Source organism: Aequorivita sp. Q41, assembly GCF_039831855.1.
GTDB lineage: Bacteria > Bacteroidota > Bacteroidia > Flavobacteriales > Flavobacteriaceae > Aequorivita.
The window spans coordinates 1322785-1349581 of the sequence record NZ_JBDPMS010000001.1 but is presented as its reverse complement, the minus strand read 5'-3'; the positions used below and the strand labels follow the sequence as shown (position 1 = coordinate 1349581).

Here is a 26797-nt window from a genome sequence, read left to right as displayed (position 1 = left end):
GAAAGGGAGGAATATCTTCCTAGTTGCCGCCCCCTTAGGAAGGGTTAGAGAGGAGACTTCAAAAATCCGAAAACGTAAATCCAAAATCGTAAATTTTATTGGTATCTTTACTGATTAAATTAGTTGTTTAATTTTCGTCCCTCTTCAAGTAGAAAAGGGCTTTATATAAAAAAATATGGGCTGTACCAGCTGTGCCACAGGCGCCAATGGACAGCCAAAGGGATGCAAGAACAATGGTACTTGCGGAACCGATGGCTGTAACAAACTGACGGTGTTCGATTGGCTTTCAAATATGCAACTTCCTGCCAACATGGAACCTTTCAATGCCGTGGAAGTGCGCTTTAAAAATGGAAGGAAAGAATTCTTTCAAAATCCCGAAAAAATTACTCTTAGCATTGGCGATGTAATTGCCACTGAAGCCGCTCCTGGTCATGATATTGGTATTGTTACTCTTACTGGTGAATTGGTTCGGGTACAGATGAAAAAGAAAAAAGAACCTTTAAAGGTTGAAGCACTACCAAAAATTTACAGAAAAGCAACCCAAAAAGACATTGATATTTGGCAAGGTGTTCGTGATAAAGAAGCCGATGTTCAAAAAAGATCTCGTGAAATAGCCATTCGCCTCGGGTTGCAGATGAAAATTAGCGATGTTGAATTTCAAGGTGATGCTTCCAAAGTAATTTTTTATTATACAGCTGAAGAGCGGGTAGATTTCCGTGAATTGATAAAGGAATTTGCACGAACATTCAATACCCGTATTGAAATGAAACAAATTGGTTTCCGCCAAGAAGCCGCTCGTTTAGGAGGTATTGGTAGTTGTGGTCGCGAGCTTTGTTGTTCTACGTGGTTAACAGATTTTAGATCGGTTAATACTTCCGCAGCGCGCTACCAGCAGCTTTCATTAAATCCACAAAAGCTGGCAGGGCAATGCGGAAAACTTAAATGTTGCTTAAATTATGAATTGGACACCTATTTAGAAGCCTTAGATTCTTTTCCAAGCACAGAGGTAAAGCTTCAAACAGAAAAAGGCAACGCAACCTGTCAAAAAATAGATATTTTTAAAGGCTTGCTTTGGTATGCCTATGAAAAGGAGTTTATGAATTGGCATGAATTAACTGCGGAAAAAGCCAACGAGATTATTGCAATGAATAAAAAAGGGCAAAAACCAATGGCTCTAGAAGAATTTATTGTTGATATACCAAAAGCAGAAAAGGAACCGTTTAGCAATGTTGTGGGGCAAGATAGTTTAACACGTTTTGATAAGCCTAAGCAAAAAGACAAAAAACGCAGGAATAAGAGCCGCAATAAAAACAGAAATAAGCTTGAAAGCACCCCCAATAATCCCGCTAAAAACAAACCTGCAAGAAAACCTGCAAAAAAGGGTGGAAACAATCCTGCACACAAAAACAGAAATCCCAAGCCTAAAAAGAATGAATAAATTAGCAGTACTTTTTTTGTTTGCTACAATGTTCATAGCCTGTGATTCCGATACGGTTTTTAGCGAATCTAAGGCAATGGACGGCCATTGGGGTGCTGATGAAGTAGTTGAATTTAAATTACCCCAATTGGATTCACTTAAAAAATACAACCTATTTTTAAACATCAGAAATACAAACGAATACAAATTTAACAACCTGTTTTTAAGTGTTTCTGTAAATTTTCCACATGGCAAGACAATAACGGATACGCTTGAATACCGAATGGCAAATCCAGACGGTTCTTGGTTAGGGCAGGGTATTGGAAATGTGAAAGAAAATAAACTCTGGTTTAAAGAACACGTTCAGTTTTTTGAAGAAGGAGAATACACCGTAGACATTGCACAGCTAATGCGCAATAATGGCGCTGTGGAAGGCGTTACAAAACTCGAAGGCATTACAGATGTTGGTTTCAGCATTGAAGAGGCCACCAAACAGTAAAACATAATATGGCTACTAAAAAGACAACACCGAATAAGAAAAAAGCGAATGATGTAAGGCGTCATATCAAAACTTTTTGGAAAATTTTCGCAAGTTTTATTCTTCTAATTATCTTAATTTTTCTTTTGGCATCTTGGGGCGTTTTTGGAAGCCTACCTGATGAAACCAGTCTTGAAAATCCAGAAAAAAATCTTGCTACTGAAATTATTTCTTCCGACGGAAAAACAATTGGAAAATTTTACAAAGAAAACCGAACTCCGGTTCCTTTCGATTCCCTTCCAGACCATTTAGTAAATGCGCTAATCGCTACCGAAGATGCTCGTTTTTACGATCATTCAGGGATTGATGGTAAAGGAACGGTAAGAGCCATTGCATTTTTAGGCTCACGAGGAGGCGCTAGTACCATCAGCCAGCAATTATCAAAATTATTTTTTACAGGCGAAAGGGCTTCAAGCAAAATAGAAAGAGTACTTCAAAAAGTAAAAGAGTGGATTATTGCCACACGTTTGGAAAGACGCTATACCAAAGAAGAAATTATAACCATGTATTTTAATGAATATGATTTTCTAAACCAAGCGGTTGGTATTGAAAGCGCTGCAAATATTTATTTCGATAAATCGCCTGCACAATTAACCACTGTAGAATCTGCAATGCTTGTTGGAATGTTTAAAAATTCTTCTCTTTTTAATCCGAATAGAAGACCAGAAATGGTTCTTGATAGAAGAAATGTGGTTTTATCGCAAATGGAGAAATACGATTATATTTCTGAAAAAGTAATGGATTCGCTACAAGCACTTCCATTAAACCTAAAATTTACACCACAAGGTCACGATGAAGGAAGCGCAACCTATTTTCGAGAATATGCTCGTAACTTTATGGAAGATTGGATCAAAGAAAACGAAAAACCCGATGGTACTAAATACAATATTTATCAAGATGGGTTAAAAGTTTTTGTTACCATAGATAGCAAAATGCAGGAATATGCAGAAACCGCTGTAAAAAAGCATATGGCGCATTTGCAAGAAGCTTTTGACGACCAGAACAAGAAAAATAAAACAGCTCCATTTCGCGATATTACCGAAAAGGAAACGGAAGGGATTTTAAATTCTGCAATGCGAAAAAGTGACCGCTGGCGCCAGATGAAAAGACAGGAAAAAACGGAAGAAGAAATTATAGCAAGCTTCAAAAAGAAAGTTGCCATGCGTGTTTTTTCATGGAAAGGAGACATCGATACCATCATGACCCCTTTAGATTCGATCCGTTATCACAAATCGTTTTTACAAGCTGCAATGATGTCGATGGTGCCACAAACTGGAGAAGTAAAAGCATGGGTTGGCGGCATCGATTACAAACACTATAAATACGATATGGTTAAAAAAGGAAGACGCCAAATTGGTTCTACTTTTAAACCTTTCGTTTATGCTACCGCAATAGACCAAATGCATATGTCTCCGTGTGATACACTCCCAGACACTATGTACACCATTCCTGAAGGTAGACACCACCTATTAAAACCTTGGTCTCCTAAAAATTCTGGCAATAGCTATGGCGGTATGGTAACCCTAAAATATGCTTTGGCAAATTCCATTAACACTATAACTGCCCGATTAATTGACCGTGTAGGGCCAGAACCCGTAATAGATTTGGTTAAAAAAATGGGGGTTGATACCGAAAAAATGCCCGCTGTACCTTCAATTGCACTGGGAACACCAGATGTTTCTGTATATGAAATGGTTGGAGCCTATAGCACATTTGCAAATGAAGGGGTTTACGTAGAACCCATTTTAATACAACGTATAGAAGATAAAAACGGCACTGTGCTTTACCAAAATGTTCCGAAAACGAAAGATGTTATCAGTAACGAAACAGCTTATGTTACTGTTAGCTTAATGGAAGGCGTAACACAGTCTGGTTCAGGTGCGCGTTTAAGAGGAACCTGGGCTGTAAATTCGCCCGTTTATAAAAATGCAGTAACTGGATATCCATACGACTTTAAAAACCCAATAGCTGGAAAAACAGGCACAACACAAAATAATAGCGATGGTTGGTTTATGGGTATGGTTCCAAATTTAGTAACCGGTGTTTGGGTAGGTGGTGATGACCGAGCAACGCATTTTGGATCCACCGCTTATGGGCAAGGTGCTACAATGGCATTACCTATTTGGGGTATGTATATGAAAAGTTGCTATGCAGATGAATCTTTAAATGTTTCGAAAGAAAACTTTAAACGTCCAGAAAACCTCTCTATTGAAACCGATTGCACAAAATGGCGTGAGGCAAATACCGATGTAGAGGAAATTCCTGACGAATTTGATTTTTAAAAATAATACACACATTACTTAAAACCTCAAGTTTCTTTCATAGTGATTCTTAGTGCAATGCGAAGAAAAGAAAGAAACTTGAGGTTTTTTAATAGATTGGAATTTCGTAATTTTCAGAAAAATTAAAAAATGATAAAAAAGACAGTTGCAAACGTCCAAGAAGCGTGCGAAGGGATAAAGGATGGGATGACATTTATGCTCGGCGGCTTTGGCCTCTGTGGCATTCCCGAAAATATTATTGCTGAATTAGTGCAAAAAAATATTCAAAACGTAACCTGTATTTCTAACAATGCTGGGGTTGATGATTTTGGTCTTGGTTTATTGCTAAAAAAGCATCAAATAAAGAAAATGATATCGTCATACGTTGGGGAAAATGCAGAGTTTGAACGCCAAATGCTCAGCGGCGAAATGGAAGTAGAATTAGTCCCACAAGGTACTTTAGCACAACGTTGCGAAGCTGCTAGAAGCGGAATTCCAGCTTTTTATACGCCTGCAGGCTATGGAACCGAAGTAGCAGCAGGAAAAGAAACACGTGAATTCAACGGAAAAATGTATGTAATGGAAAAAGCTTTTGAAGCAGACTTTTCATTCGTAAAAGCCTGGAAAGGTGATGAAGCTGGCAACTTAATTTTTAAAGGAACTGCGAGAAATTTTAACCCCGCTATGTGTGGCGCAGGAAAAATAACTGTGGCCGAAGTAGAGGAACTTGTGCCTGCTGGTGAACTAGACCCAAACCAAATTCATATTCCAGGAATATTTATTCAAAGAATATTTCAAGGAAAAAATTATGAAAAGAGAATTGAGCAATTAACGGTTAGAAAAAGAAACTAATGGCACTTTCAAAAGAACAAATAGCACAACGTATAGCAAAAGAAGTTAAAGACGGATATTACGTTAATTTAGGAATAGGAATCCCAACCTTGGTCGCAAACTTTGTCCGTGATGATATTAGTGTGGAGTTTCAGAGTGAAAATGGAATTCTCGGTATGGGCCCTTTTCCATTTGAAGGTGAAGAAGATCCAGACCTAATTAATGCAGGAAAACAAACCATTACAGCCTTAGCTGGCGCATCTTATTTTGATTCCGCAATGAGTTTTGGGATGATTCGTGGGCAACATGTAGACCTTACCATACTGGGCGCCATGGAAGTTTCACAAAATGGTGATATCGCCAATTGGAAAATTCCAGGGAAAATGGTAAAAGGTATGGGGGGAGCAATGGACCTGGTTGCTTCAGCTGAAAATATTATCGTTGCAATGATGCATACCAACCGTGAAGGGGAATCTAAATTATTAGTAGAATGTAGCCTGCCTTTAACAGGTGTAAAGTGTGTAAAAAAGATAGTAACCAATCTTGCCGTTCTAGAAATAGTAGCTGGAAAATTTCATCTACTTGAACGTGCCCCGGGAGTTTCTGTGGAAGACATACAAAAAGCTACTGAAGGAGATTTAATTATTAATGGAGTTATTCCTGAAATGAAATTCTAAAAAACACCCAACTTATCACTCTATAAAGCCATGAAGTTCATGGCTTTTTTTATTAAATACCTGATGAAATGTTAAATATTTATGCAGTTCAACGAATTTTAATGTGTTTTATCGTTTTATTAAAGGATATTTCACATATTAGCTATCCCAAATCTTACCAACTTAACCTTATATGGAAAAAACCATAAGATCTATTAAAAGTACTAGAGAACTATTACAAGATGTAATTTTCATTTTTAAAAAAGTGTTTTTATTGTCTTAAACAACATTAAGAATTTACCCCGAATCTGTCATAAACCACAGATATCATTAAACCCGTTCCTTCGTGAGGTTAGAACGGGTTTTTAATTTTTTTTAAATTCCTTTCGGAATAGCTTCAATAAGTTTTCTAGTGTATTCAGTTTTAGGGTTTTCATAGATTTCATCTGCATCCCCCAATTCTTCAATTTTCCCTTGATTCATAACCATTAGCTGGTCTGCCATATATTTAACCACCGCCAAATCATGCGATATAAAAATATATGTAAAGCCAAAGTCATACTTTAATTCATTGAGCAAATTTAAAACTTGCGCCTGTACAGAAATATCTAATGCAGAAACAGATTCATCGCAAATAACCAATTTAGGTGCTACAGCTATGGTTCTTGCAATACCAACACGCTGCCGCTGACCACCAGAAAGCGCATGCGGATACCGATAAAAATAGCTTTCATCTAGGCCTACTTTTTCGAGTAGTGAAAGCACACGCGCCTTCCTATCGTTTTTGTTTTTCCCTAAGTTATGTACTTCCATTGGCTCCATCAATGCTTCACCAATCATTAAACGTGGATTTAATGAAGAATACGGATCTTGAAAAATAATCTGTATTTCTTTTCGAAGATTCCGAAGCTCCTTTTTTGAAATTTTAGTGAGCTCTTTGCCACGATATTTAATACTTCCTAACGTAGCCTTTTCTAATTGAAGAATTGTACGCCCCAGCGTAGATTTACCACAACCAGATTCTCCCACCAATCCTAATGTTTCTCCTTCAAAAACCGAAAAACTTACATTATTTACCGCTTTTATTATCTCTTTTTTTGAAAATATTCCCAGCTTGTTAAAATAATATTTTTCCAAATTGGAAATTTCCAAAATTGGTTTTTGGGTATAAATAGCTTTATGTCTTTGTACCCTTTCTACGGGTTTAACTTCCTTGGGCAAAAAACTACTATCGGCTATAGAAGTAATTGTAGGTAGTTTTGCCAACCGAACTTTTAGGGAAGGGCGCGACTGCAACAGCGCTTTGGTGTATTCAGCTTTTGGATTTTTAAATATTTCAATAGCAGGGGCGTTTTCAACGATATCGCCTTTATACATTACCAAAACCCGGTCTGCTATCTCAGAAACTAAACTTAAGTCGTGCGATATAAACAGCATTGCCATTTTTGTTTCCTGCTGAATTGCCTTCAAAAGTGTAATAATTTCTTTTTGAACCGTTACATCTAGCGCAGTTGTGGGTTCATCTGCAATTAATAACTTAGGTTTACAGGCTATAGCCATTGCAATCATAACGCGCTGCATCTGTCCCCCACTTATTTGGTGCGGATAACTATTATAAATTTCATTAGGACGTGGTAATTTTACTTTTTCAAAAAGGGAAATGGTTTCTTTCTTCGCTTGAGAAGCATTCATATTTAAATGAAGCTGAAGTATTTCAGAAACCTGAAACCCGCACTTTAATGATGGATTTAAAGCGCTCATTGGTTCTTGGAAAATCATTGCAATTTCTTTTCCACGAATCTTTCGAAATGCCTTTTCTTCGGTTTTAAGCAAATCTTTCTCTTCAAATAATATACTTCCAGAAAACGCTGTTTCTTTTGGCGGCAACAGCCCCATTATAGCTAATGAAGTCACCGATTTTCCAGAACCAGATTCTCCTACCATTCCTACAATTTCATTTTTAAAAATATCAAACGAAAGGGTATGCAGAATCTCCAATTTTCGATTCTTTTTTCCAAAAGAAACAGCAAGCTCTTTAATCGATATTAAAGGAGAATTTTTCATTTTTAAGGTTAGAATAATTTATAAAACTAAATTTAAACGCAAGCTGTGTGTAAAAGTATTTTATTTTCAAAGAAGCCCGTTTCATTAGTTGAAACGGGCTCCTTATCCTAAAAATCTATTGTTTTTATAAAGGATCTCCTACTTTAACATCACATCTATGGCCGGGTTGACCGTGTGGTGGATTTATTCCGCCGCTGCCAGAAGTAGCTGCAGGAGTTGAGTTTGAATTATTCAAATTAATTGGTGTTGTTGTAGTGCTTCCAGATGTATTATTCAAAGGCGCTCCCACTTTAATATCACATCTATGGCCAGGCTGACCGTGTGCTGGATTCAACGCTACAGCGCCACTAGCATTCGTATTATTGGACGTAGGGGCTACATTTTGAAGTGCTTGCTTTTTTTGTTCTAAAGTGGCTTCTTGCGTAGTTTGAGGTGTTGTTTCGCTTGTTGTTTCTTTATTGTCCTTACAGGAAACAAAAAATGTCGCTGAAACCAGTAGGCTTATTAAAAATAATTTTAAACTCAATTGTGAAATTTTCATAGAAATAGCTATTTATTTATAGTTGATAAAGCTACTAAATTTAAAGTAAATATGCACATTGGTATTCTTAGCTGAAAAATACGTTATACCGAAAGTATTTCGTCTTCACTTAGAATCGCTTCATTCCGAAGTCTTAAAAATATTTGGGCAACAGTTATAGTATCTTTTTCACAGTAAATAATAATTCTATCGATGTCTTTTTCTTCGTAAAAGACACTTCGCACTTGACTGCCATCAATATCGTCTTTTGGCGAGGGTATGCCCAAAACGTGCGCCATTAATTTTAAGGAAGTAAAGGTTTTATAATCCCCAAATTTCCAGAGCTCTAGGGTATCTAGATGTGGTACTTCCCATGGTTTTTTTCCGAAGAGATCCAACTTAAAAGGGATGTCAATGCTGTTAATTATCATCCTCCTGGCAATGTAGGGAAAGTCAAATTCCTTACCATTATGCCCACAGAGCAGGTGTTGTGGTTTATTAAAATGAGTTTCTAAAAGGTTTTTAAAATCCTTAAGAATTTTAACCTCATCTCCATGAAAACTTGTAACACGAAAATTTCGAACATCCCCTTTCAAAATAAAATACCCTACGGAAATACATATAATCTTCCCGAACTCAGCCCAAATTCCAGCCCGATCGTAAAATTCTTCCGCAGAAACTGTTTCTTTTCGTTGGTATTGACTTTTCAACTCCCAAAGCATTTTTGAAGTAGCGTCCAAAGTTTCAAAATTTTCGTGTTGCGGAACGGTTTCAATATCTAAAAACAAAATATGTTCTAAATTTATTCGCTTAATCATATATAAAGATTTTCAACTAGGGAGAAGCACTTTAAAGCTACGGAAAATATATTGATATCTTTCAACTATTTAAAAAAGAGATTGTTGCATGGAGGGACTTTCGTGCTCTAACAACCATTTTTTGCGATGCAAACCGCCTGCATATCCTGTTAACGAACCATCGCTACCAATAACACGATGGCAAGGAATAATGATAGAAATAGGATTTTTTCCATTGGCTGAAGCTGCGGCACGAATTACTTTTGGATCGCCCAATTGGTTTGCCATTTGTTGGTAGGTAGTTGTTTTACCAAAGGGTATTGTTTCTAATTGACGCCAAACTTTTTTCTGAAAATCGGTGCCTTCAGGCAACAGTTTTAAAGTAAATTCTTTTCGTTTCCCTTCAAAATATTCTTGAAGTTGAGTAACTGCAGCTTTCAATTCGTCAGGAATTTCTTTAGAAACCTTCACATTTTCGGCATCACAAAAATAAATAGATGCTAAACCGTTTTTAGAGCCTTTAATTTCTATAATTCCAGTTGGAGTGTCTATAAAAGCGGTTTGCATTATTCTTCTTTTTTTCTAGCTTCAATAGCTTCGTTAAGCTGAATGCCCATTCTTTTTGCACGTCTTTCCCAATTTTTTCTTGCTTGTAGTTGCATGTCTTCAATACTATCGCTTTCATCCATAATTTCAAGACCTAGCAATGTTTCAATTATATCTTCCATAGTTACAACACCAATGGTATTTCCAAAATCATCTACCACAGAAGCAATATGCATTCGGTTTTTAATAAATATTTCGAATAATTCTGGAATCGGTTTTTCGGCGGAAACTACAAAAATTTCACGTTTTAAATCGCTCAACAATTTGTCGCCTCGATCTTCTACAATTTCTTCCAAAACATCGTCTCGAAGTACAAAGCCCGTAATATTATGCGTTTTATTTTTATAAAGTGGAATTCTTGAAAAGCGTAAACTTTTATGAGTTTGATGAAATTCATCAAGGCTTTTAGTTTCATCTTCTAGAGTAACCACCGTAAAAGGCGTCATAACATCTTTTGCATGTACACTTTTAAAAACCAATAAATTCTTGATGACCGTAGTTTCACTTTCTTCAAACACACCTTCTTCTTCAGCAGCATCAGTTATCGCCATAAATTCTTCGCGACTCATCGTGCTTACGTGTGCAGATTTGCCCACCAAACGCGTAATGAGCATTAAGAGCCAAAGCAAGCCCGTATACTTCAGCGGGAAAATGATGATATTTAAAAACATTGCGGTAAATGAACCTAATTTTTTCCAGTAAGTAGCGCCAATTGTTTTTGGGATTATTTCAGAAACTACTAAAATTAGCATGGTCATAATTGCGGAAACAATTCCAACAATATTCATTCCCCAGAGCTCTACTTTATAGGGTAATTTTTCTGCTTGAACGCCAACTAATATAGCTCCCACAGTGTGCGCAATGGTATTAAAAGTTAAAATTGCAATAAGTGGCTTATCAATATCTTTCTTAAAATTGGTAAGTGTAATTGCGTATTGTTTTCCTGCTTGCGCTTTCATTCGTAAAAAAGTAGGCGTAAAACTTAATAGTGCAGCTTCCAAAATAGAGCATAAAAAGGAGAAGAGAATGGAAAAAACTGCATAAATAATCAGTAAGGTCATAGATAGGTGTTGATAATTTAGTATAAAAATATATATTTAAAAACTGATTTTCCGTAAGGCTTTGTTAATTAGATAAAAAAAACCGCCAAAATAGGCGGTTTTTTAAAAGACTAACTTTAAGAGGCTTTCAATAATGGCCTTACTGTTCCTTCCCAACGCTTTGCATCTTGAAGGCAAACAAAAGGGTCTTTACTGAGTTCAAACTCATCGTGCTCGTTATAGAAAACAATTTCTTTACGCCCATTTTTTTCAACAAGTTCTAAGCCAACCCAATCCAAAGTTTTTTCGGTTTGTTTGATGCTTTTTGCACGGCAATCCTTTACATCCTGTAAATTCACAATGTTAAAATCGACTGTAGGATTTCTTTTAGAGGTGTAGACAAGTTTGTTTGCAACAGGGTCTACAGCAATAACACAATTGCCAATAAAATCTATGTTATTGAGGGTTATTCCATTTTTTTCTGAAAGTTGAACAATCGTTTTTCGTACTTTTTTGTCTTTGCTAGAAGCGCTTAATATTAAAAAAGCGACTGGCACACATATTAATAACATAATAATTGCCCCAACTAGGGCTGCATTTAATTCCATATTGAATAATTTTTAAGATGAATACTTTTGAATACTAAATAGGTCTAAAACTCAATTCAGACGCGCTAAAAAATCATCAAAAAAATCACCAAAAAAAGTGGAAAGGAAATAAATGACGGAAAATGAGTTTCCGTTTGTCTTTTAAAGAATAAGAAGCATTGTATTTGGAAACTTCGGTAGAATATGAAAAGTGCTGACTGGAATTAAATATTCCAATAAATCCAAGCCCCAAATATTCATTTTGTGAAATTACTTGAGAAGATTCCCCAACAGAAATTTCATTTAAAACAGGTGGTTTTTCATGCTTATCCACCTGTAAAACTGCAATTTTAGCAGTTTCTTTATTAATAGTTATTTTTTCGGCAGCAAAGGCAACATTTCCAAAGGCCAACAATATGGCAATTGAAACCAAAAATCTACTTATATGTTTTTCAACATGTTTCACCCTGCAAATGTATGTCAAATTTGTTTTTGCAATACTGATTTTTACTATTTATTTAACTCTTAAAACTACCACCCCACATATTTAGGAGGTTTTACATTTTTAAGATTTAAGTAAACAATTAACTGACCCCGATGATGACTTACATGATCTTGCAAAAGATTTAAAATTTGAAGTTTGCTTTTTGGACCTGCAAAGAAAGCAACGGTTTCTTTTAACGCTGAATCAGGTAATTCTGAAACCGCTTTAAAAACTGAATCGAAACTATTCGTTAAGCTTTTAATAACTTCTTCTTTTGAAATATTTTCGAGGTCTGGATTTACTTTTTCTACTTCTTTATTAAGCAAATAACTATTTTTCAACCACAACATATTATCTTCTATATGAAGTAATTGTGCTTTAAAACTCATTTCTCGTTCGGTAGGTTTATAGTCAAAATCTGCTTCTGGCATAGACTCAGCAATTGCTAAAAGGTAGTTTTTTGAATTTTCCCATTTTTCAAGAAAAGCATCTCTTGCGGTATCTTGTTGTGAAAAAGTTAAGGAAGAAAAAAGACCAAATAAAATTATTACTAAATTTTTCATATCTAAAATTAGGAAATAAGTTTTACTACATCTTTCGCAAAATAGCTTGCAATCATTGAAGCACCTGCTCTTTTTATGGCAGTAATCTGTTCTAGCATTACCGCATCATGATCTAACCACCCTTTTTCAGCAGCAGCTTTTAGCATAGCATATTCACCACTTACTTGATAAACGGCAACTGGCACATTTACAGCCTCTTTAATTTCCCGAACAATATCCAAATAGCAAAGTCCCGGTTTTACCATAACGATATCGGCGCCTTCATCAATGTCCATCAAGGTTTCGCGAATGGCTTCTTCACGATTTGCAAAATCCATTTGATAGGTTTTTTTGTCCTTCGGAATATCTTTTACATCCACAGGAGCAGAATCTAAGGCATCACGAAAGGGGCCATAAAAAGCAGAAGCGTATTTTGCACTGTAAGCCATTATTGCGGTATCGACAAAGCCTTCGTCTTCTAACAAGCTTCTGATTTCAAAAATGCGGCCATCCATCATATCGCTTGGCGCAACAACATCTGCTCCAGCTTGGGCGTGACTTAATGCCATTGCAGCTAAAACAGAATTTGTATCGTCGTTTAAAACTTTTCCTTCGAAAATAATTCCGTCGTGGCCAAAAATTGAAAATGGATCTAGGGCTACATCGGTCATTACAATCATCTCTGGGACCGCATTTTTCACTGTTTTGATGGCTTGTTGCATCAATCCATCAGCATTTAAAGCTTCTTTTCCAGTATTATCTTTTAGTTTATCAGCTACTTTCACAAATAGTAAAACCGATTTTAAGCCTAATTTCCAAAGTTCTTTCACTTCATTTTGAAGCAAATCTAAACTCAATCGATAGTAATTCGGCATCGAAGCAATTTCTTCTTTTATACCTTTTCCTTCAACCACAAAAAGTGGCACGATAAAGTCATTTGGACTTATAATTGTTTCACGAACCAAACTGCGCATACTTTCAGTGGTTCGTAATCTTCGGTTTCTTCTAAGTGGGTACATAATTTTAAAATTTGTCAGGTCGAGCGCAGTCGAGACCTTCTTATCATTCTATATTTTTAAATAACCTCTCGACTGCGCTCGAGAAGACATTTAGCTATACCCAACTTTTTGGGTTTCTTAAAACCTCAACCAAATTCTCCTCCTCGCTTCCAGCCTCTGGATGGAAATCATATCTCCATTGCACAGCTGGCGGAAGGCTCATCAAAATACTTTCAATCCGTCCATTGGTTTTTAGGCCAAAAAGCGTGCCTTTGTCATGCACTAAGTTAAATTCTACATAACGTCCACGACGTATTTCTTGCCAATTTCGGTTTGCTTCTGAATAAGAACTATCTTTTCTTTTTGCAACGATAGGAAGGTAGCTATCTAAAAAACTATTTCCTACTTCAGTTACAAAATCATACCAGTCTTCCATCTTCATCGTGGCGCTTTCTTTTAGATAATCGAAAAATAAACCGCCAATTCCACGAGCCTCCTCCCGATGTGCATTCCAAAAGTACTCATCGCAACGTTTTTTGTATGTTTTGTAAAAATCAGTCTCAAAATTTTGGGAGTGTTTATCGCAGGCATTTTTACAAACTTGGTGAAAATGAATGGCATCTTCTTCAAAGAGATAGTAAGGCGTTAAATCTTGGCCGCCACCAAACCAACTATCTACAAGATTACCTGCTTGGTCATACATTTCAAAATAACGCCAATTGGCATGTACTGTAGGGACAAAAGGGTTTTTAGGATGCAGCACCAAACTAAGGCCGCAGGCAAAAAAATCAGCGTCTTTTACACCAAAATACTGCTGCATACTTTCGGGTAATTTACCGTGAACTTCACTAATATTCACCCCACCTTTTTCAAAAACATAACCGTTTTCAATCACACGGGTTTGTCCACCACCCCCTTCCGGACGCACCCAAATATCTTCTTTAAACTTTGCTTTCCCGTCAATTTCTTCCAAAGCAGAAGTAATTTGGTTCTGTAAGTTTTTTATATATGCTACAAATTGTTCTTTCATTATTTCTGAATTGATTTCGCGGTCTCCAAAACCTTTAAGGTTTCAGTACTCGCCGCAGTTACCGAAAGTGGTAATACCAAAATTATCCCAACAACTGGAATTAAAAGCATAAGCATAAAAATCATGCCGTTGCCAATGGCCAAACCACGATTTTTCTTTACAAATTGAATGCTTTCTGAATATTTATAATGCCTTTCTAGCGTGTAATCCATATTCCCGAAACCTGCGTAATAGCTTTGAACAAGGAATAATAAAACTGGAGAAACAATCCCAATTATAGGAATAAAACCAATCAATATTATGGGAATCGTAAGCAAAAGCTCCATCAACAAATTCCGAACATTAATGCGTATTCCACGCCAAAGTTGTTCGGCATTTGTTGTGTTTCTATGCAAATGAGTTGTTGCAAAAAGATGTTTTTCAATTTTTTCTGAAACAGGACTCATAAATGGCGCGCTCAATGCCATTACAATATGACGGTATAAAATAAGGCCCAAAGCAATAATTAATAATGCGCCAATAAAGTTGCCAAGGGTTCTAAATGTTTCTGAACCCCATTCCCAAAACCATATTTTTGAAATATATGCGCCTAGATTATCCCCCAATCCCCACGCTGTAAAGCCTATTAAAACCGCTGTAAAAAAACTAATTGCCATAGGAACCCCAAAATATTTCCAAAGCCCAAGTTTATTGATGAGCTTGAAAGTTCCAGTGTATGCATGTATGCCTTTTAAGATGTTTTTAATCATTTATTCAGTTATAAAAACAAGTGATTTTTTATGATTGTTTGTTTCTTCAACAGCTTTAATTTGTTTTGCTTCGGAAGCTTTTTCTTTTAAAAAAGTAATACTAGCTGCTTCATTTTCACCTTTTACTTCATCAAAAAAAGTAATTCCTACTTTATTATTATGCAAATCCATTGCACGTTCTAAAGGTTTGTTTGGAGAAAAATCTTCATGCCAGCTGGTAAATTTCAATGCCCATGCTTTTATTTTTTCTTCATTTTTACGCCATTTTAAACTCTTCTGAATTATTAAAACCACCCAGAGCGCATGCCGAAACGCATTTGCTTTATTGCTTAAATGGTGCTTGCTTCCGTATTCTTTGTATGCAATATTCATACACTTTTTTGTTGCCAAAACAGTTGGAAAAGCAACCATTGGATTTTTTAGAAACATCCAAAAAAGTCCAAATAATTGTTTAAAATCTAACTTTTTAAATATCCGCCAGAACATTTAATTTTGCTTGTATTCTTTAACCGCTTCAATAAAAGCAGCTGCATTTTCCAAAGGAATATTTGGTAAAATACCATGGCCTAAATTTACAATATAGCTGTCTTTTCCAAATTCATCAATCATCTGCTTTACCATCTTTTTAATTTCAGAAGGAGGGCTAAATAGGCGCGTTGGATCAAAATTTCCTTGAAGGGTAATTTTTCCTCCTGTTAAATAACGTGCATTTTTTGGCGAACACGTCCAATCTACACCCAAAGCCGAAGCACCACTTTTTGCCATGGTATCTAGTGCAAACCAACACCCTTTTCCAAAAGCAATTACAGGAGTTTCCTCCTTTAAAGCATCAATAATTTGTTGTATATAGTTCCAACTAAACTCTTGATAATCGGTTGGTGAAAGCATCCCACCCCAACTATCGAAAATTTGTACTGCATTTACGCCCGCTTTTACTTTTTCTTTTAGATATAGTATGGTGGTATCTGTTATTTTTTGAAGTAATTGATGCGCTGCTAAAGGTTGGGTGAAGCAAAATTCTTTAGCAAGGTCAAAGTTTTTACTGCCCTGCCCTTGCACACAATAACATAAAATTGTCCACGGGCTACCCGCAAAACCAATTAATGGAATCTCGTTATTTAGTTTTTCCTTGGTCATTTTTATGGCATCCATAACATAGCCAAGTGTTTCCTGAATATCTGGAACAATAACACTTTCAATATCTTTAGCCGAACGAATTGGAGTTGGCAACCAGGGACCAATTCCAGGTTTCATTTCCACATGAATGTTCATTGCTTGTGGAATAACCAAAATATCGCTAAACAGAATGGCAGCATCCATCCCGTATCTGCGTATGGGTTGTACAGTAATTTCACTTGCCAACTCAGGAGTTTGGCAGCGTGTAAAAAAATCGTATTTCGCTTTTATTTCTTGAAATTCAGGCAAATAGCGTCCAGCTTGGCGCATCATCCACACCGGTGGTCTTTCCACAGTTTCCCCACGAAGGGCTTTTAAAAATAGGTCGTTCTTAATCATGTTTTTTGAATATTTCTACCGTTTTAGCAAGCACACTTTCCACGGTTGTAGTATTTGATATTACTACATTTTTGGTATATTTTTTTGCTTCGGAAGCTGTTGTATTTCCAATACAAATGGCATTATTTTGAATACTATTATTTTCTAAAAAAAAGCTTCTCACGCCACTTGGACTGAAAAATAAAACAGCATCAAATTGCTTTTCAAAATGCTTTGGATTTAGACTTGTTGTGTACACCTGAATTTCTTCAAAAGCAATAGTATTGTCTTTTAATTTTGAAGGAATTTCATCGCTTCGAATGTTTCCACAAAAAAAGTAAAAAGAATCGTTTTTATGGTTTTTCACTAGATAATCGGCTAATTCGGAGGCATATTCAGTCTTTTTAACCACTTTTTGATTATTTTTATCTAAAAGCAATTTTGTTTTTTCGCCTACACAAAAACAATTCTGAATAATAAATTTTGAATCTTGAATTGCTAAAAAAGCATTCTGACTTGTAAAAATTGCGTTTTCAATAAACGTAGGTGCTTTAAAAGCCTTAAAATTAATAGTAATGGCATTGTAATCAACTAACGAAGTATTTGCATTTATCAGCAACTCTCTTTGAGAAGTACTCAGTTTTTTAGTTGAAAGCACGCTTTTCATTAAAACAATTTTTAAAAATTTAGTTATTGATCTGCTCTTTAATCTTTAGCATCAATTCCTGTCCCCCGTTTTTTAGTAGTTGTGAGGCGCATTCATTTCCAAAATGGAGGTAATCGTTTTTAGAAATCGTTTTTTCAAGCTCTAATTTTGTTTTTCCATCTAATGAAAAAAGACAGCCTTTAAACAAAATTTCATCCTTAATAATTTCTGCAAACGCACCAATTGGTGCGGTACAACCGCCTTCTAAAGTTCGTAAAAATTCACGTTCAATATGTGTGCAAATCTCGGAAGCGCTATGGTTTAATTTTGCAGTTGCTTCAACAGAAAAAGCATCATTTTGCAAAGCCACAATAACCATTGCTCCTTGTGATGGCGCAGGAAGCATCCAATTTAAATCTATAATTTTTTTGGGTAATAGGTTAATTCGCTGCAAGCCAGCTTTTGCAAAAATGGCGCCTTCCCAATTATTATCCTTTAATTTTTGGAGCCGCGTGTTTACATTGCCGCGTAAATCTACAACGGTATGATTAGGGTACCGATTAAGCCACTGTGCTTTTCTACGCAAGCTTCCTGTGGCAATTGTGCTTGGTTTATCAAAATCTACCGCTTCGTTGATTACTAAAATATCCTCTGAAGAGGCGCGTTCTAAAACTGCAGTCTGAACAATCCCGTTTGGTAATTGTGTTGGCACATCTTTCATGCTATGTACGGCAATATCTACGTTTCCGCTTAGCATTGCTACGTCCAAGGTTTTTGTAAAAATCCCGGTGATGCCCATTTCATAAAGTGGTTTGTCTAAAACCAAATCCCCTTCAGATTTTACGGGTACAAGTTGTGTAGCATAACCTAAATTTTCAAGCTGATTTTTTACAGTATTGGCTTGCCAGAGTGCAAGTTCGCTGTCTCGGGTTCCAATGCGTATTGTTTTCAATTTGTAGTAGTTTCAAGTTGAAAAACTCTTTTTATGAGTTCGATACTTTCGTGTGAGCCTTCTTCGCCTTTTAAATGATTGGCAAAATGGGTTGTAATTTTATGAATCAAGCGGTCGCTGATTATCTCAGCTTGTTCTTCGTTGAAGCCATTTATTTTTTTTCTTTGGAAATCTATTTCGCCAGCTTTTATTTCTGCAAGCTTAACTTTTAACGCTTTAATGGTAGGCGCAAACTTTCTGTTTTCTGCCCATTTATTGAATTCAGCTTCAATTTCATAATTAATTTCCTCTGCAAGCGGAATTTGTTTTGCACGTTTTTCAAGCGTTTGATCGGTTACCGCAGAAAGATCATCTAAGTGAACAAGGGTAACCATTTCATTTTCCAAAACATTTTCTGAAACGTTTTTTGGAATGGAAAGATCTAAGATAAGCAATGGCTTTTTTAAATAAAGAAGTTCTTTTGAAATCGTAGGTTGTTGTGCGCCAGTGGCAACTATTAGCACATCTGCCTGGGCGATTTCGCTTTGTATATCGGCATAATCTTTTACCACTAAATTGAACTTTCCAGCAACCTTTTCAGCTTTATCTTTTGTTCGGTTTATAAGGGTTATGTGTTTATTTTTAGTGTGTTTTATGAGGTTCTCACAGGTATTTCGCCCAATTTTACCTGTTCCGAAAAGTAACAGGTTTTTTTCTGAAACATAGGGCACACGTGCCATAATATATTGAACTGCTGCAAAACTTACCGAAGTGGCGCCAGAGGAAATTCCAGTTTCATTCTTAATCCGCTTGCTTGCTTGAATTACAGCGTTTACAAGACGTTCCATAAATGGATTTATAACACCATGCTTTTTAGATTCGCGAAAGCTCTTTCTAAGCTGACTTATTATTTCAAAATCTCCTAGAATTTGACTGTCCAAACCGGTACCTACTTTAAAAAGATGCGAAACTGCTTCTCTATTTTTATAAATGTAAGCTACTTTTTCAAAGTCTTCAACGGTGCCGTTGGTGTGTTCACAAAGTAATTTTATAAGTTGAAAAGGGTGTTTAGCAAAACCGTAAAGCTCTGTACGATTGCAGGTAGATATTACGCTAAGTGCTGGAATTTTCTCTTCACTAGACTGAAGTAAGATACGTTCTTTTGCTGATTCGTTAATGCTAAAACGCCCACGAACCTCAGCATCTGCTTTTTTATAATTGAGCCCAATGGCGTAAAAATTTCCTTCGGGTGAACTCTCAAGATATGTTTTGGGACTATTTTCCATATAAAAACAAGGCAAATGTAAGGGCATTGTTTTTTAAAAAATAACGCTAGCGGCATCTTTTGTGTCGTTGTCTGTTAAAATTGGACTAAATATGTGATTTTTCATATTATAATGCCCTAAATTCGCGGTATTAAGATAATTAAACCATAAAATTATTTAGAACAGTTCTAAATAAAATCATTTCAAAAGCGCTATGGATTTTCAAAAAAATGTCGCTCAAAGTTTTTATGAAGAAACAACTATTGAAGCCGGTTTCTTCATTTTAAAATTCAACAATGAAACCAGTGAAAACCAAACTTTTAAACGTGAAGTAAGTGCTAATTTCATTCAGTTTCACTTTTGTATAAAAGGCGCTGCTTCGTTTATTTTTAATGAAGGGAGTTACACTCTTCCCATTTCTGAAGAGAATTCATTATTGCTATACAATCCACAACGTGACTTGCCTATAAACCTAATCCTTAATAAAAATTCATGGCTGCTTTCGGTATTGCTTCCTATAAATAAATTTCACAGTCTTTTTTCAACAGAAGCGAATTACATAACCTTTTTAAGTGAAGAAAATAAAGACCGCAAATACTATAAAGACGCACATATTTCGCCTTCTATGGCCATTGTACTAAACCAATTGATGAATTACAACCTTCATCCAACCATAAAGCCACTTTATTTTAAAGGAAAAGCCTACGAGCTGATTAGTCTTTATTTTAATCGCCCCGCGGACGCAGATATTGAGCAATGTCCATTTTTGGCTGATGAAGACAATGTTTCAAAAATTAAAAAAGCCAAGCAAATAATGATTTCCCGCATGGCGGAACCACCCACTTTAAAAGAATTGGCAGACGAAATAAACCTACCTATAAACCGCTTAAAAGAAGGTTTTAAACAAATTTATGGCGATTCTGTTTTTAGTTTTCTATTTGATTATAAAATGGAAGTAGCGCGTCAACTTTTGGCAACAGGTTCGCATAATGTAAACGAAGTGGGCTTAAAAGTTGGTTATAGTACCGCTAGCCATTTTATAGCTGCTTTTAAAAAGAAATTTGGTACAACACCAAAAAAGTTTTTGATGGGGTTGAATGTATAAATAATCCTAATAGTTGTATTGTTTTTTAAAGTCACTCCTTTTTGAAAGCTTTATTTTAAAGAAGTAATTTTGTCAAAAATTTTCCCGCTTATTGGGAAACCTTCCATAAATTTTATTTCATTTTATTAAACCAACTATTTAATAGTAGGTTATAAATGTACTTTGGAAGTATGAAAAATAAATAGCATAAAAGATGAATTTAGTAGAAAACTTACAATGGCGTTATGCCACTAAAAAAATGAATGGGAAGACCATTCCGCAGGAAAAACTGGATTATATATTAGAAGCGGCACGTTTGGCTCCATCTTCTTCGGGTTTGCAACCTTATAAAATATTTGTGATTACAAATGAAGTATTGTTGCAAAAAATAAAGCCTGTAGCTTGGGATCAAAGCCAGATTACAGATGCTTCGCATGTATTGGTTTTTGCGGCTTGGGATGGGTATAGTTTAGATAGAATAGAGTCTGTTTTCAACTATACAGTACAGGAACGTGGATTACCTCCTGAAACTATGGATGCCTATAAAGAAAAGCTTTGGGGGATGTATGAGCCTCTTAGCACAGAATGGCATGCAAACCACGCAGCAAAACAAGCATATATTTCATTTGGTATGGCAATAGCAGCTGCAGCCGAGCAAAAAGTAGATGCTACTCCAATGGAAGGATTTATTCCTGAAGCTGTAGATGAACTTTTAGGATTAAAAGAACAAGGCTTAAAAAGCAACTTGATATTAACCTTAGGATACCGTGATGAGGCTGGAGATTGGCTCGTAAATATGAAAAAAGTACGTACCCCAAAAGAGGAATTTATCACAGAAATAAAATAGAATATTTAGAGTTATTAAATTGTTCCTTTGAAAAACCCCCACTTTTCCATACTAACGGAAATGTTGGGGGTTTTTATTTTTTTAAATTTCAAAAGGTGTTTAAATAATAAAACCGTCTACTAAAAAGTAGACGGTCTCAATCAACTTTAAACTAACACTATTCAATAATCAATTGTTTTACAATTGCACTTTCATCTCCTTTAATCTGGAAAAGGTAAATTCCAGCTTCTAATGAAGAAATGTCTAGGGTTTCTTCTTGACCCATTTTACTTAAATCGAATGAGTTTACCAATCTTCCTGTTACATCATAAACAACTACACTATTTAAAGTAATTGCCTGATTTTTTAGGATAGTAACTTTATTTGAAGCTGGGTTTGGGAAAATGCTTACTGAGGTATCAAAAGTATTGTCTTGAGCTCCTAAAACACTTTCTACAGTTATATTAAAAGTACATTCGCCTATATTTCCATATTCATCTTCAGCAGTAAGTGTAACTTCATAAACACCATCTGCAAGCAATGAGCCTACAGCGGGAGCTTGAGTAAAAATTGTAAGCGGATCTGTACAATTATCTGTTGCAGAAGCTTCGCCATTAGCGAAGTAATCTGGCACTTCAAAATATAAATTACCAGCACCTGGATCAACAGTTATATCACTTGGGCAGTTTACAACAGGAGCTAAAGTATCTACAACAGTAACGGTTGCAGAGCACTGTGAAATATTTCCGTTTACATCTTCAGCAAAAACCACTACATTAACTGGTGTTCCTATATCTGTACAAGAAACTTCAGTAACGTCTACTGCTAAAGCAGCTATTCCGCAAGCGTCAAAACTGCTAGAAAGAACATCTTCAGGTAGAATAGCAGCAGTACCATCTGCGCCTAATTCAACAGTAATATTTTCACATACTAATGCTGGAGCTACTGTATCTTCAACAGTAATTGTAAAGGCACAAATAACAGCATTTCCATTTAGGTCTGTAGCAGTGTATTCAATGGTTGAAACACCTACCGGAAACTCGCTACCAGAGCTAAGACCTCCAGTTTGAATAACGGTATCTAAATCGCCATCAACATCTGTTGCAGTAGCATCTAAGAAAGTAACTACAGCACCACAAACACCAGCGTCTACGGGAGTAGTTATATTTGATGGACATTGAATTACAGGTGCGTTATTTGCAGGATCAAGATTCATTCCCACTAAAATAGGATCGTGGTCTGAAGCTCTAAACATATTAGGTTCATACACAGGAAGCACACCCGATTCGCGTTCAAAAGAAGATTCACCAGCATCTTGGATAGCATCGTTATAATCAAAAACATTAACCTCATCGGCATTAATATTCCAAGCAGAAGTACCAGTAAGCTGACTTACAAGATTAGCACTTGCCATCCCGTAATCTAAATAACCCAACTGGCCATCAAACACATAACTATAGGCGTCTGGCCCTACTAAACTCTCTAATAAATCGGTAAAATCGTCTGAAGTACCTTCAGTATCATCTGCTCCTGCTTTAATTGCATCAATTGGAGTTTCATTTTTATACGAATTTAAATCACCAATAATCAAGAAATCTGGATCGTTACTATTTGTAGGATCTGTTGCAAGCCAATCTACAAGAGCAGCGGCTGCATTAGTACGTGTAAGATTACAGTTTCCTGAACCGTCATTTAAATCTGGATCCCCCACATCGTCACAAGAAGAACCTTTCGATTTAAAGTGGTTTACAACAACCGTTAATTTTGCTCCTGAAGCAGTTTCTTTAAAGGTCTGTGCTAAAGCTGGACGGTTTTTATCGTCTAAGAAACGTGGATCTACCGAGCTATCCAAAATAGCATGCGCTCCTTCTAAAGTAACTGTAGCCGTATTGTAAATAAAAGCGACTGCAATTTCATCACTTCCAATAATACCTGCGTTTACTGCGGCATACGTAGCGCCACAACTTTCGTTTATACCTCCTGTTCCGTTTAAAAGATCATTTATTGCTGCCGCACCATTATTTTCAATTTCTATAAGCCCAACAACATCTGCGTTTAACGCACAAATAGCAGAAGCTATTTTTTCACGTTGACGACCTAATTCGGCTGGCGAATCTGCTCCACGAGCATCAATAGTGGTAAAGTAATTAAGCACATTAAAACTTGCTACTTTAAAGTTTCCTCCCACAACAGGTGGCGTGTTTACTCTTGGGTTTACAGCAGTAAAATCGTAATTATAAACATCTAATACTGGACGTATTCTCCAAGCATCTGTACCACTTTGCCCAGAAAAAGACCAATGCATAATTCCTTTCAGATTGCTAATTTGATCGCCACCACGAATTAAGCTTGAATTACTTAAACCAGGTCTTGGCCAAAAATAAGCTTTATCTGAAGCTCCCGCTGTTGGAGCATTTTGAATATTAGTATCGTCGTCTAATATAATTCTAGTTTTATTTAACTCGTCTAAGAAAAGTGAATAGGCTGCAGCATCTGGTTCATTATCGTGTGTAAACTGATGTGCTCTTTCATTTGCTGAAAGCATTAATGTTCCGTAACGCGCCAATTCAAAATACTCACTTACCACAAGATTGGTCGTTATATTTACAAGCATTCCTTCCACGTTTTCGAAAGTAGTTTCTGCTTCTGTGCTTGATGTTGCAGGTAATGTTATTGAAGCTTCTGTAGGAAGTGTGTTTCCACTGCTTAATATTGAAACTAAACCTCCAGTCACTGTAACATCAATTTGGGTCATTCCGAAGAATTCTACCGCCAAACCAGTAACTTCAACTAAATCACCAACGTTTACTGCATCGGGACAGCTGTTGCAATACACAAAAACACCTTCTGAAGTATTTGGATCGGCATCTACTTGAGTGTCTTCTTCTTGAATAAAGAAGCCGCTTAACTGATCGCTATTCTGATAATTTGCAGTAACAATAGCAGACACTTTCACCGTTTGCCCTGCCAATGGAGTTGTTGGTCCATTCCCTTGTACTTCGTGAACAAACACAACCGTTGGAGGAACAACACCGCAAGAGTTCTCAGCCCCTGGAGTAACTGCTGAAGAACACCAAGTATTCATTAAATCTTCTGAAGTCTCATCGTGACCATTTGCGCCGTTCCCGCCAGTAGCAAGCTCACTGCCTTCAGAAAAATCTTGTCTTTGGAAAGATTGCTCACTCGCATGAGCAGAAGCACTTACAATTTGTTGTGAACTTAATGCTGTATCATTGTTGTAAGTAGATGTTGTAGTATCTGTATCTGGACCATCGATAGCAACTCCTGTTTTATCTACAGCTTCGGCAGTATCTCCCCAAACTACATAATCTAAGTCTGTAACTAAATCTGTAGTTCCATCCCAATAAAAAAGAATTGCAACTTCACCGCTGTTTGTAAAACCACCTTGATTATTTATAGAACCTGGAAGGGCCTCACGCATATCGGCTATGCCATCTGCAGTAGCATTATCTTCAAAAAGCTCGTAATCTGGATTAGACCCATAGGCAGCAAAATACCCATCTGAACCAGCAATTGCTATTGTTTGGTATGCACCAGCTGCAATAGTTGCCCCATCAGGAAAACGGGCAAAAAAATCGCCAAAACTACCACCACCTGCATTAGCGCCAGTAACAATATTGTAGTAGTAGGTTGAGCTTCCAGCAAAAGTAGCGTCTGTAATATACACATCACTTAAATCCATTGCAGTTGCATTTGGATTAAAGATTTCTATAAACTCTGCTGCGGTTGGAGTCACTACTATTTCACTAATTAGTAATTGTTGAACACCAGCTGCATTCACACCCGGTGAGCCAATATCTGAACCCGAATTTCCAGCTTCAGCATTACTTGTATATGCGTTAAAAAGAGGCGTTGTAGCTCCATCTGTACTAAGAGTCCAATTAGCACCTAGATTATTATCGGCCGTTAGGTCATTTAAAAATATTGACCCCGAGTTGTCATCACTTGGCCAGCCATTAGCATCGTCGTAAGTTACGTTTTCAATTGTATTAAGTTGAGCAACATTATCGCCAGAATAAGCTGTGAAGTCTTCCCATATCCCAATAGTATCGCCACCATTATTTAGTGACATTGCTCCCCAATTAGTAACAGGAATAAGAACAACATCTCCCCAAGCGTCTGTAAAATCTGTAGCAGTTACATCATCTACATTATATAAAACAGCAGAAGATCCAGCGGCAATTGTTCCGCCAGCAATATTTGCTACACTATGAGCTACGCCATTGTTATCGTCTATTACAAAGCCTGTAAGGTCTACAGCGGCAGCCCCAGCGTTATAAACTTCTATCCATTCCCAATTATCTTCAGAACTTGCTGGATTATACATAATTTCTGAAATTACTAATTGTGGTGTTCCACCACTTAGGCTACCATTAACGGTAATATTATCGATTCCCATAGGTTCTGAACCACTAGGAGTACCTTCCCATCGTATTCTAATCTGAACTTCTGTAGCCGTTTGCCCGTTTAAAAGTGAAGACGTATAGGTGTCAAAATTACCTGTTGCTACATCAGATTTATCAAGAAAACCAACAGCAGTAGTGCTTCCATCAATAAATAATTCTAATGGATCATCGTCTATAAAAACAAAACCACCGTCTAAGGGGCGATATGTTTTTAAAGCAGCCTCATTTGTTGAAGCTTTAAATATTTCTTGAAATGTTCCTCCATCTATTGCTGCTTCAATAATAAAGCCGTCGCTAGAAGCAGCTTCAAAATCGCCCATTGCAGCAATATCTACTGTTATAGAACTAATAACTGCGGAGCCCCAACCAGAAAACGTCCAAACAGCATTATTAACCCCAACACCATCCATGTCGTTTAAGGCAAAAAAAGCTGTGGAGTTTTTTCCAGCAATTCCTAATTGATCTCCTGGAAAACTAGCCCCAGCACCACCGCCACCAACATCAAACTGAGTGTCGTCTGCAACATCAAATGGCATACCTACTCCTCCAAGCTGCCCATCTACTCGACCAAAAACATCCCCGCCAGTACCGCCAGCCATACCGTAATCAGCAACATTTGCCGTGCTAGTTAAATTAATTTCATTTCCATCAAAATCTTCAAGGCCAATTGCAGTTTGTGCAATCATTACATTCGAAAAAATGCAAAACATTAAAAAAATAAGTAAAGAGTTGAATTGTTTCATTTCTTATAAATAATTAATAGATTATTTTTTTTGGGCGAAGATAGTTATGTTTTTTAGTGAAGCGCAAAGCATGTGGATATCATTAAGTAGACTTAACCATTACTTAAAGTTGCAAAGTAAAAAAATCTCAAAGCCAATTTTAAAACAAGCAGCCAGATAAATTTCAGTAAAGAAAACTACTGTCATCGAGAAGCTTTATAAGCTCATAATTTAATTATCTCTTCTTCCTTTGAGCTTTCCCTTTTAAAAGACTAATTTTGC

Annotated in this window: 24 protein-coding genes; 7 read left to right on the top strand and 17 right to left on the bottom strand. The window is 36.5% G+C overall.

Annotation, left to right across the window (positions count from 1 at the left end; all coding sequences use genetic code 11):
* The first annotated feature begins 175 nt into the window (after nt 1-175).
* The 5 genes from ricT to ABJ955_RS06265 all read left to right on the top strand — a co-directional run bounded on the left by ricT (nt 176) and on the right by ABJ955_RS06265 (nt 5724).
* Nucleotides 176-1438 (top strand): regulatory iron-sulfur-containing complex subunit RicT, encoded by a 1263-nt coding sequence (gene ricT / locus ABJ955_RS06285; RefSeq protein WP_347373745.1) that lies wholly within the window; start codon nt 176-178, stop codon nt 1436-1438.
* Nucleotides 1431-1916 carry a gliding motility lipoprotein GldH gene (locus ABJ955_RS06280; protein WP_347373744.1) on the top strand — a complete coding sequence of 162 codons (486 nt, stop codon included), beginning with the start codon at nt 1431-1433 and terminating at the stop codon, nt 1914-1916. Before ricT ends, ABJ955_RS06280 begins: the two co-directional genes overlap by 8 nt.
* A gap of 8 nt (nt 1917-1924) precedes the next feature.
* Nucleotides 1925-4237, top strand: a complete 2313-nt coding sequence (locus ABJ955_RS06275) for a transglycosylase domain-containing protein (protein WP_347373743.1) — start codon at nt 1925-1927, stop codon at nt 4235-4237.
* A 129-nt stretch (nt 4238-4366) separates the two neighbouring features.
* Nucleotides 4367-5068, top strand: coding sequence for a CoA transferase subunit A (locus ABJ955_RS06270; protein WP_347373742.1), 702 nt, complete (start codon nt 4367-4369; stop codon nt 5066-5068).
* On the top strand, nt 5068-5724 hold the full coding sequence (locus ABJ955_RS06265; RefSeq protein ID WP_347373741.1) for a CoA transferase subunit B: 657 nt from the start codon (nt 5068-5070) through the stop codon (nt 5722-5724). The genes ABJ955_RS06270 and ABJ955_RS06265 overlap by 1 nt, the downstream gene beginning before the upstream one ends.
* Before the next feature lie 354 nt (nt 5725-6078).
* Here ABJ955_RS06265 and ABJ955_RS06260 read toward each other — a convergent pair whose 3' ends face one another.
* The 16 genes from ABJ955_RS06260 to hemA form a co-directional block, all read right to left on the bottom strand.
* Nucleotides 6079-7767, bottom strand: a complete 1689-nt coding sequence (locus ABJ955_RS06260) for an ABC transporter ATP-binding protein (protein WP_347373740.1) — start codon at nt 7765-7767, stop codon at nt 6079-6081.
* A gap of 124 nt (nt 7768-7891) precedes the next feature.
* The gene (locus ABJ955_RS06255) at nt 7892-8308 is read right to left on the bottom strand and encodes a hypothetical protein (protein WP_347373739.1); all 417 of its coding nucleotides are present in this window, start codon (nt 8306-8308) and stop codon (nt 7892-7894) included.
* An 83-nt stretch (nt 8309-8391) separates the two neighbouring features.
* Nucleotides 8392-9105, bottom strand: coding sequence for a 3'-5' exonuclease (locus ABJ955_RS06250; protein WP_347373738.1), 714 nt, complete (start codon nt 9103-9105; stop codon nt 8392-8394).
* A 69-nt stretch (nt 9106-9174) separates the two neighbouring features.
* The gene (locus ABJ955_RS06245) at nt 9175-9651 is read right to left on the bottom strand and encodes a methylated-DNA--[protein]-cysteine S-methyltransferase (protein ID WP_347373737.1); all 477 of its coding nucleotides are present in this window, start codon (nt 9649-9651) and stop codon (nt 9175-9177) included.
* Complete coding sequence (locus ABJ955_RS06240) at nt 9651-10751, bottom strand: CNNM domain-containing protein (protein WP_347373736.1); 1101 nt, start codon at nt 10749-10751, stop codon at nt 9651-9653. The genes ABJ955_RS06245 and ABJ955_RS06240 overlap by 1 nt, the downstream gene beginning before the upstream one ends.
* A gap of 116 nt (nt 10752-10867) precedes the next feature.
* Entirely contained in the window at nt 10868-11338 is a 471-nt protein-coding gene (locus ABJ955_RS06235) for a hypothetical protein (protein ID WP_347373735.1), read from the bottom strand.
* 85 nt (nt 11339-11423) lie between these two features.
* Nucleotides 11424-11750, bottom strand: coding sequence for a hypothetical protein (locus ABJ955_RS06230; protein ID WP_347373734.1), 327 nt, complete (start codon nt 11748-11750; stop codon nt 11424-11426).
* A 98-nt stretch (nt 11751-11848) separates the two neighbouring features.
* Nucleotides 11849-12364 carry a DinB family protein gene (locus tag ABJ955_RS06225; RefSeq protein WP_347373733.1) on the bottom strand — a complete coding sequence of 172 codons (516 nt, stop codon included), beginning with the start codon at nt 12362-12364 and terminating at the stop codon, nt 11849-11851.
* Nucleotides 12365-12372: 8 nt separating this feature from the next.
* Nucleotides 12373-13362: a porphobilinogen synthase gene (hemB, locus tag ABJ955_RS06220; protein WP_347373732.1), complete on the bottom strand. Its 990-nt coding sequence runs from the start codon at nt 13360-13362 to the stop codon at nt 12373-12375.
* A gap of 94 nt (nt 13363-13456) precedes the next feature.
* Entirely contained in the window at nt 13457-14371 is a 915-nt protein-coding gene (gene hemF / locus ABJ955_RS06215) for an oxygen-dependent coproporphyrinogen oxidase (RefSeq protein WP_347373731.1), read from the bottom strand.
* On the bottom strand, nt 14371-15120 hold the full coding sequence (locus tag ABJ955_RS06210) for an EI24 domain-containing protein (protein WP_347373730.1): 750 nt from the start codon (nt 15118-15120) through the stop codon (nt 14371-14373). The genes hemF and ABJ955_RS06210 overlap by 1 nt, the downstream gene beginning before the upstream one ends.
* A complete protein-coding gene (locus ABJ955_RS06205) occupies nt 15121-15606 on the bottom strand; it encodes a hypothetical protein (protein ID WP_347373729.1) in 486 nt (161 codons plus the stop codon).
* Nucleotides 15607-16635, bottom strand: a complete 1029-nt coding sequence (hemE, locus tag ABJ955_RS06200) for a uroporphyrinogen decarboxylase (RefSeq protein ID WP_347373728.1) — start codon at nt 16633-16635, stop codon at nt 15607-15609. It abuts the gene before it with no gap.
* Nucleotides 16628-17281, bottom strand: coding sequence for a uroporphyrinogen-III synthase (locus ABJ955_RS06195; protein ID WP_347373727.1), 654 nt, complete (start codon nt 17279-17281; stop codon nt 16628-16630). The genes hemE and ABJ955_RS06195 overlap by 8 nt, the downstream gene beginning before the upstream one ends.
* Before the next feature lie 19 nt (nt 17282-17300).
* Complete coding sequence (gene hemC / locus ABJ955_RS06190) at nt 17301-18212, bottom strand: hydroxymethylbilane synthase (protein WP_347373726.1); 912 nt, start codon at nt 18210-18212, stop codon at nt 17301-17303.
* The gene (gene hemA / locus ABJ955_RS06185; protein ID WP_347373725.1) at nt 18209-19477 is read right to left on the bottom strand and encodes a glutamyl-tRNA reductase; all 1269 of its coding nucleotides are present in this window, start codon (nt 19475-19477) and stop codon (nt 18209-18211) included. Before hemA ends, hemC begins: the two co-directional genes overlap by 4 nt.
* Nucleotides 19478-19670: 193 nt before the next feature.
* Here hemA and ABJ955_RS06180 point away from each other — a divergent pair, with 193 nt between their 5' ends.
* Nucleotides 19671-20561 (top strand): AraC family transcriptional regulator, encoded by an 891-nt coding sequence (locus tag ABJ955_RS06180; RefSeq protein ID WP_347373724.1) that lies wholly within the window; start codon nt 19671-19673, stop codon nt 20559-20561.
* Nucleotides 20562-20754: 193 nt separating this feature from the next.
* Nucleotides 20755-21387: an NAD(P)H-dependent oxidoreductase gene (locus tag ABJ955_RS06175; RefSeq protein WP_347373723.1), complete on the top strand. Its 633-nt coding sequence runs from the start codon at nt 20755-20757 to the stop codon at nt 21385-21387.
* A gap of 157 nt (nt 21388-21544) precedes the next feature.
* Here the strand turns inward: ABJ955_RS06175 and ABJ955_RS06170 are convergent, their stop codons facing one another.
* A complete protein-coding gene (locus ABJ955_RS06170) occupies nt 21545-26536 on the bottom strand; it encodes an ExeM/NucH family extracellular endonuclease (RefSeq protein WP_347373722.1) in 4992 nt (1663 codons plus the stop codon).
* Between the last annotated feature and the right edge of the window lie 261 nt (nt 26537-26797).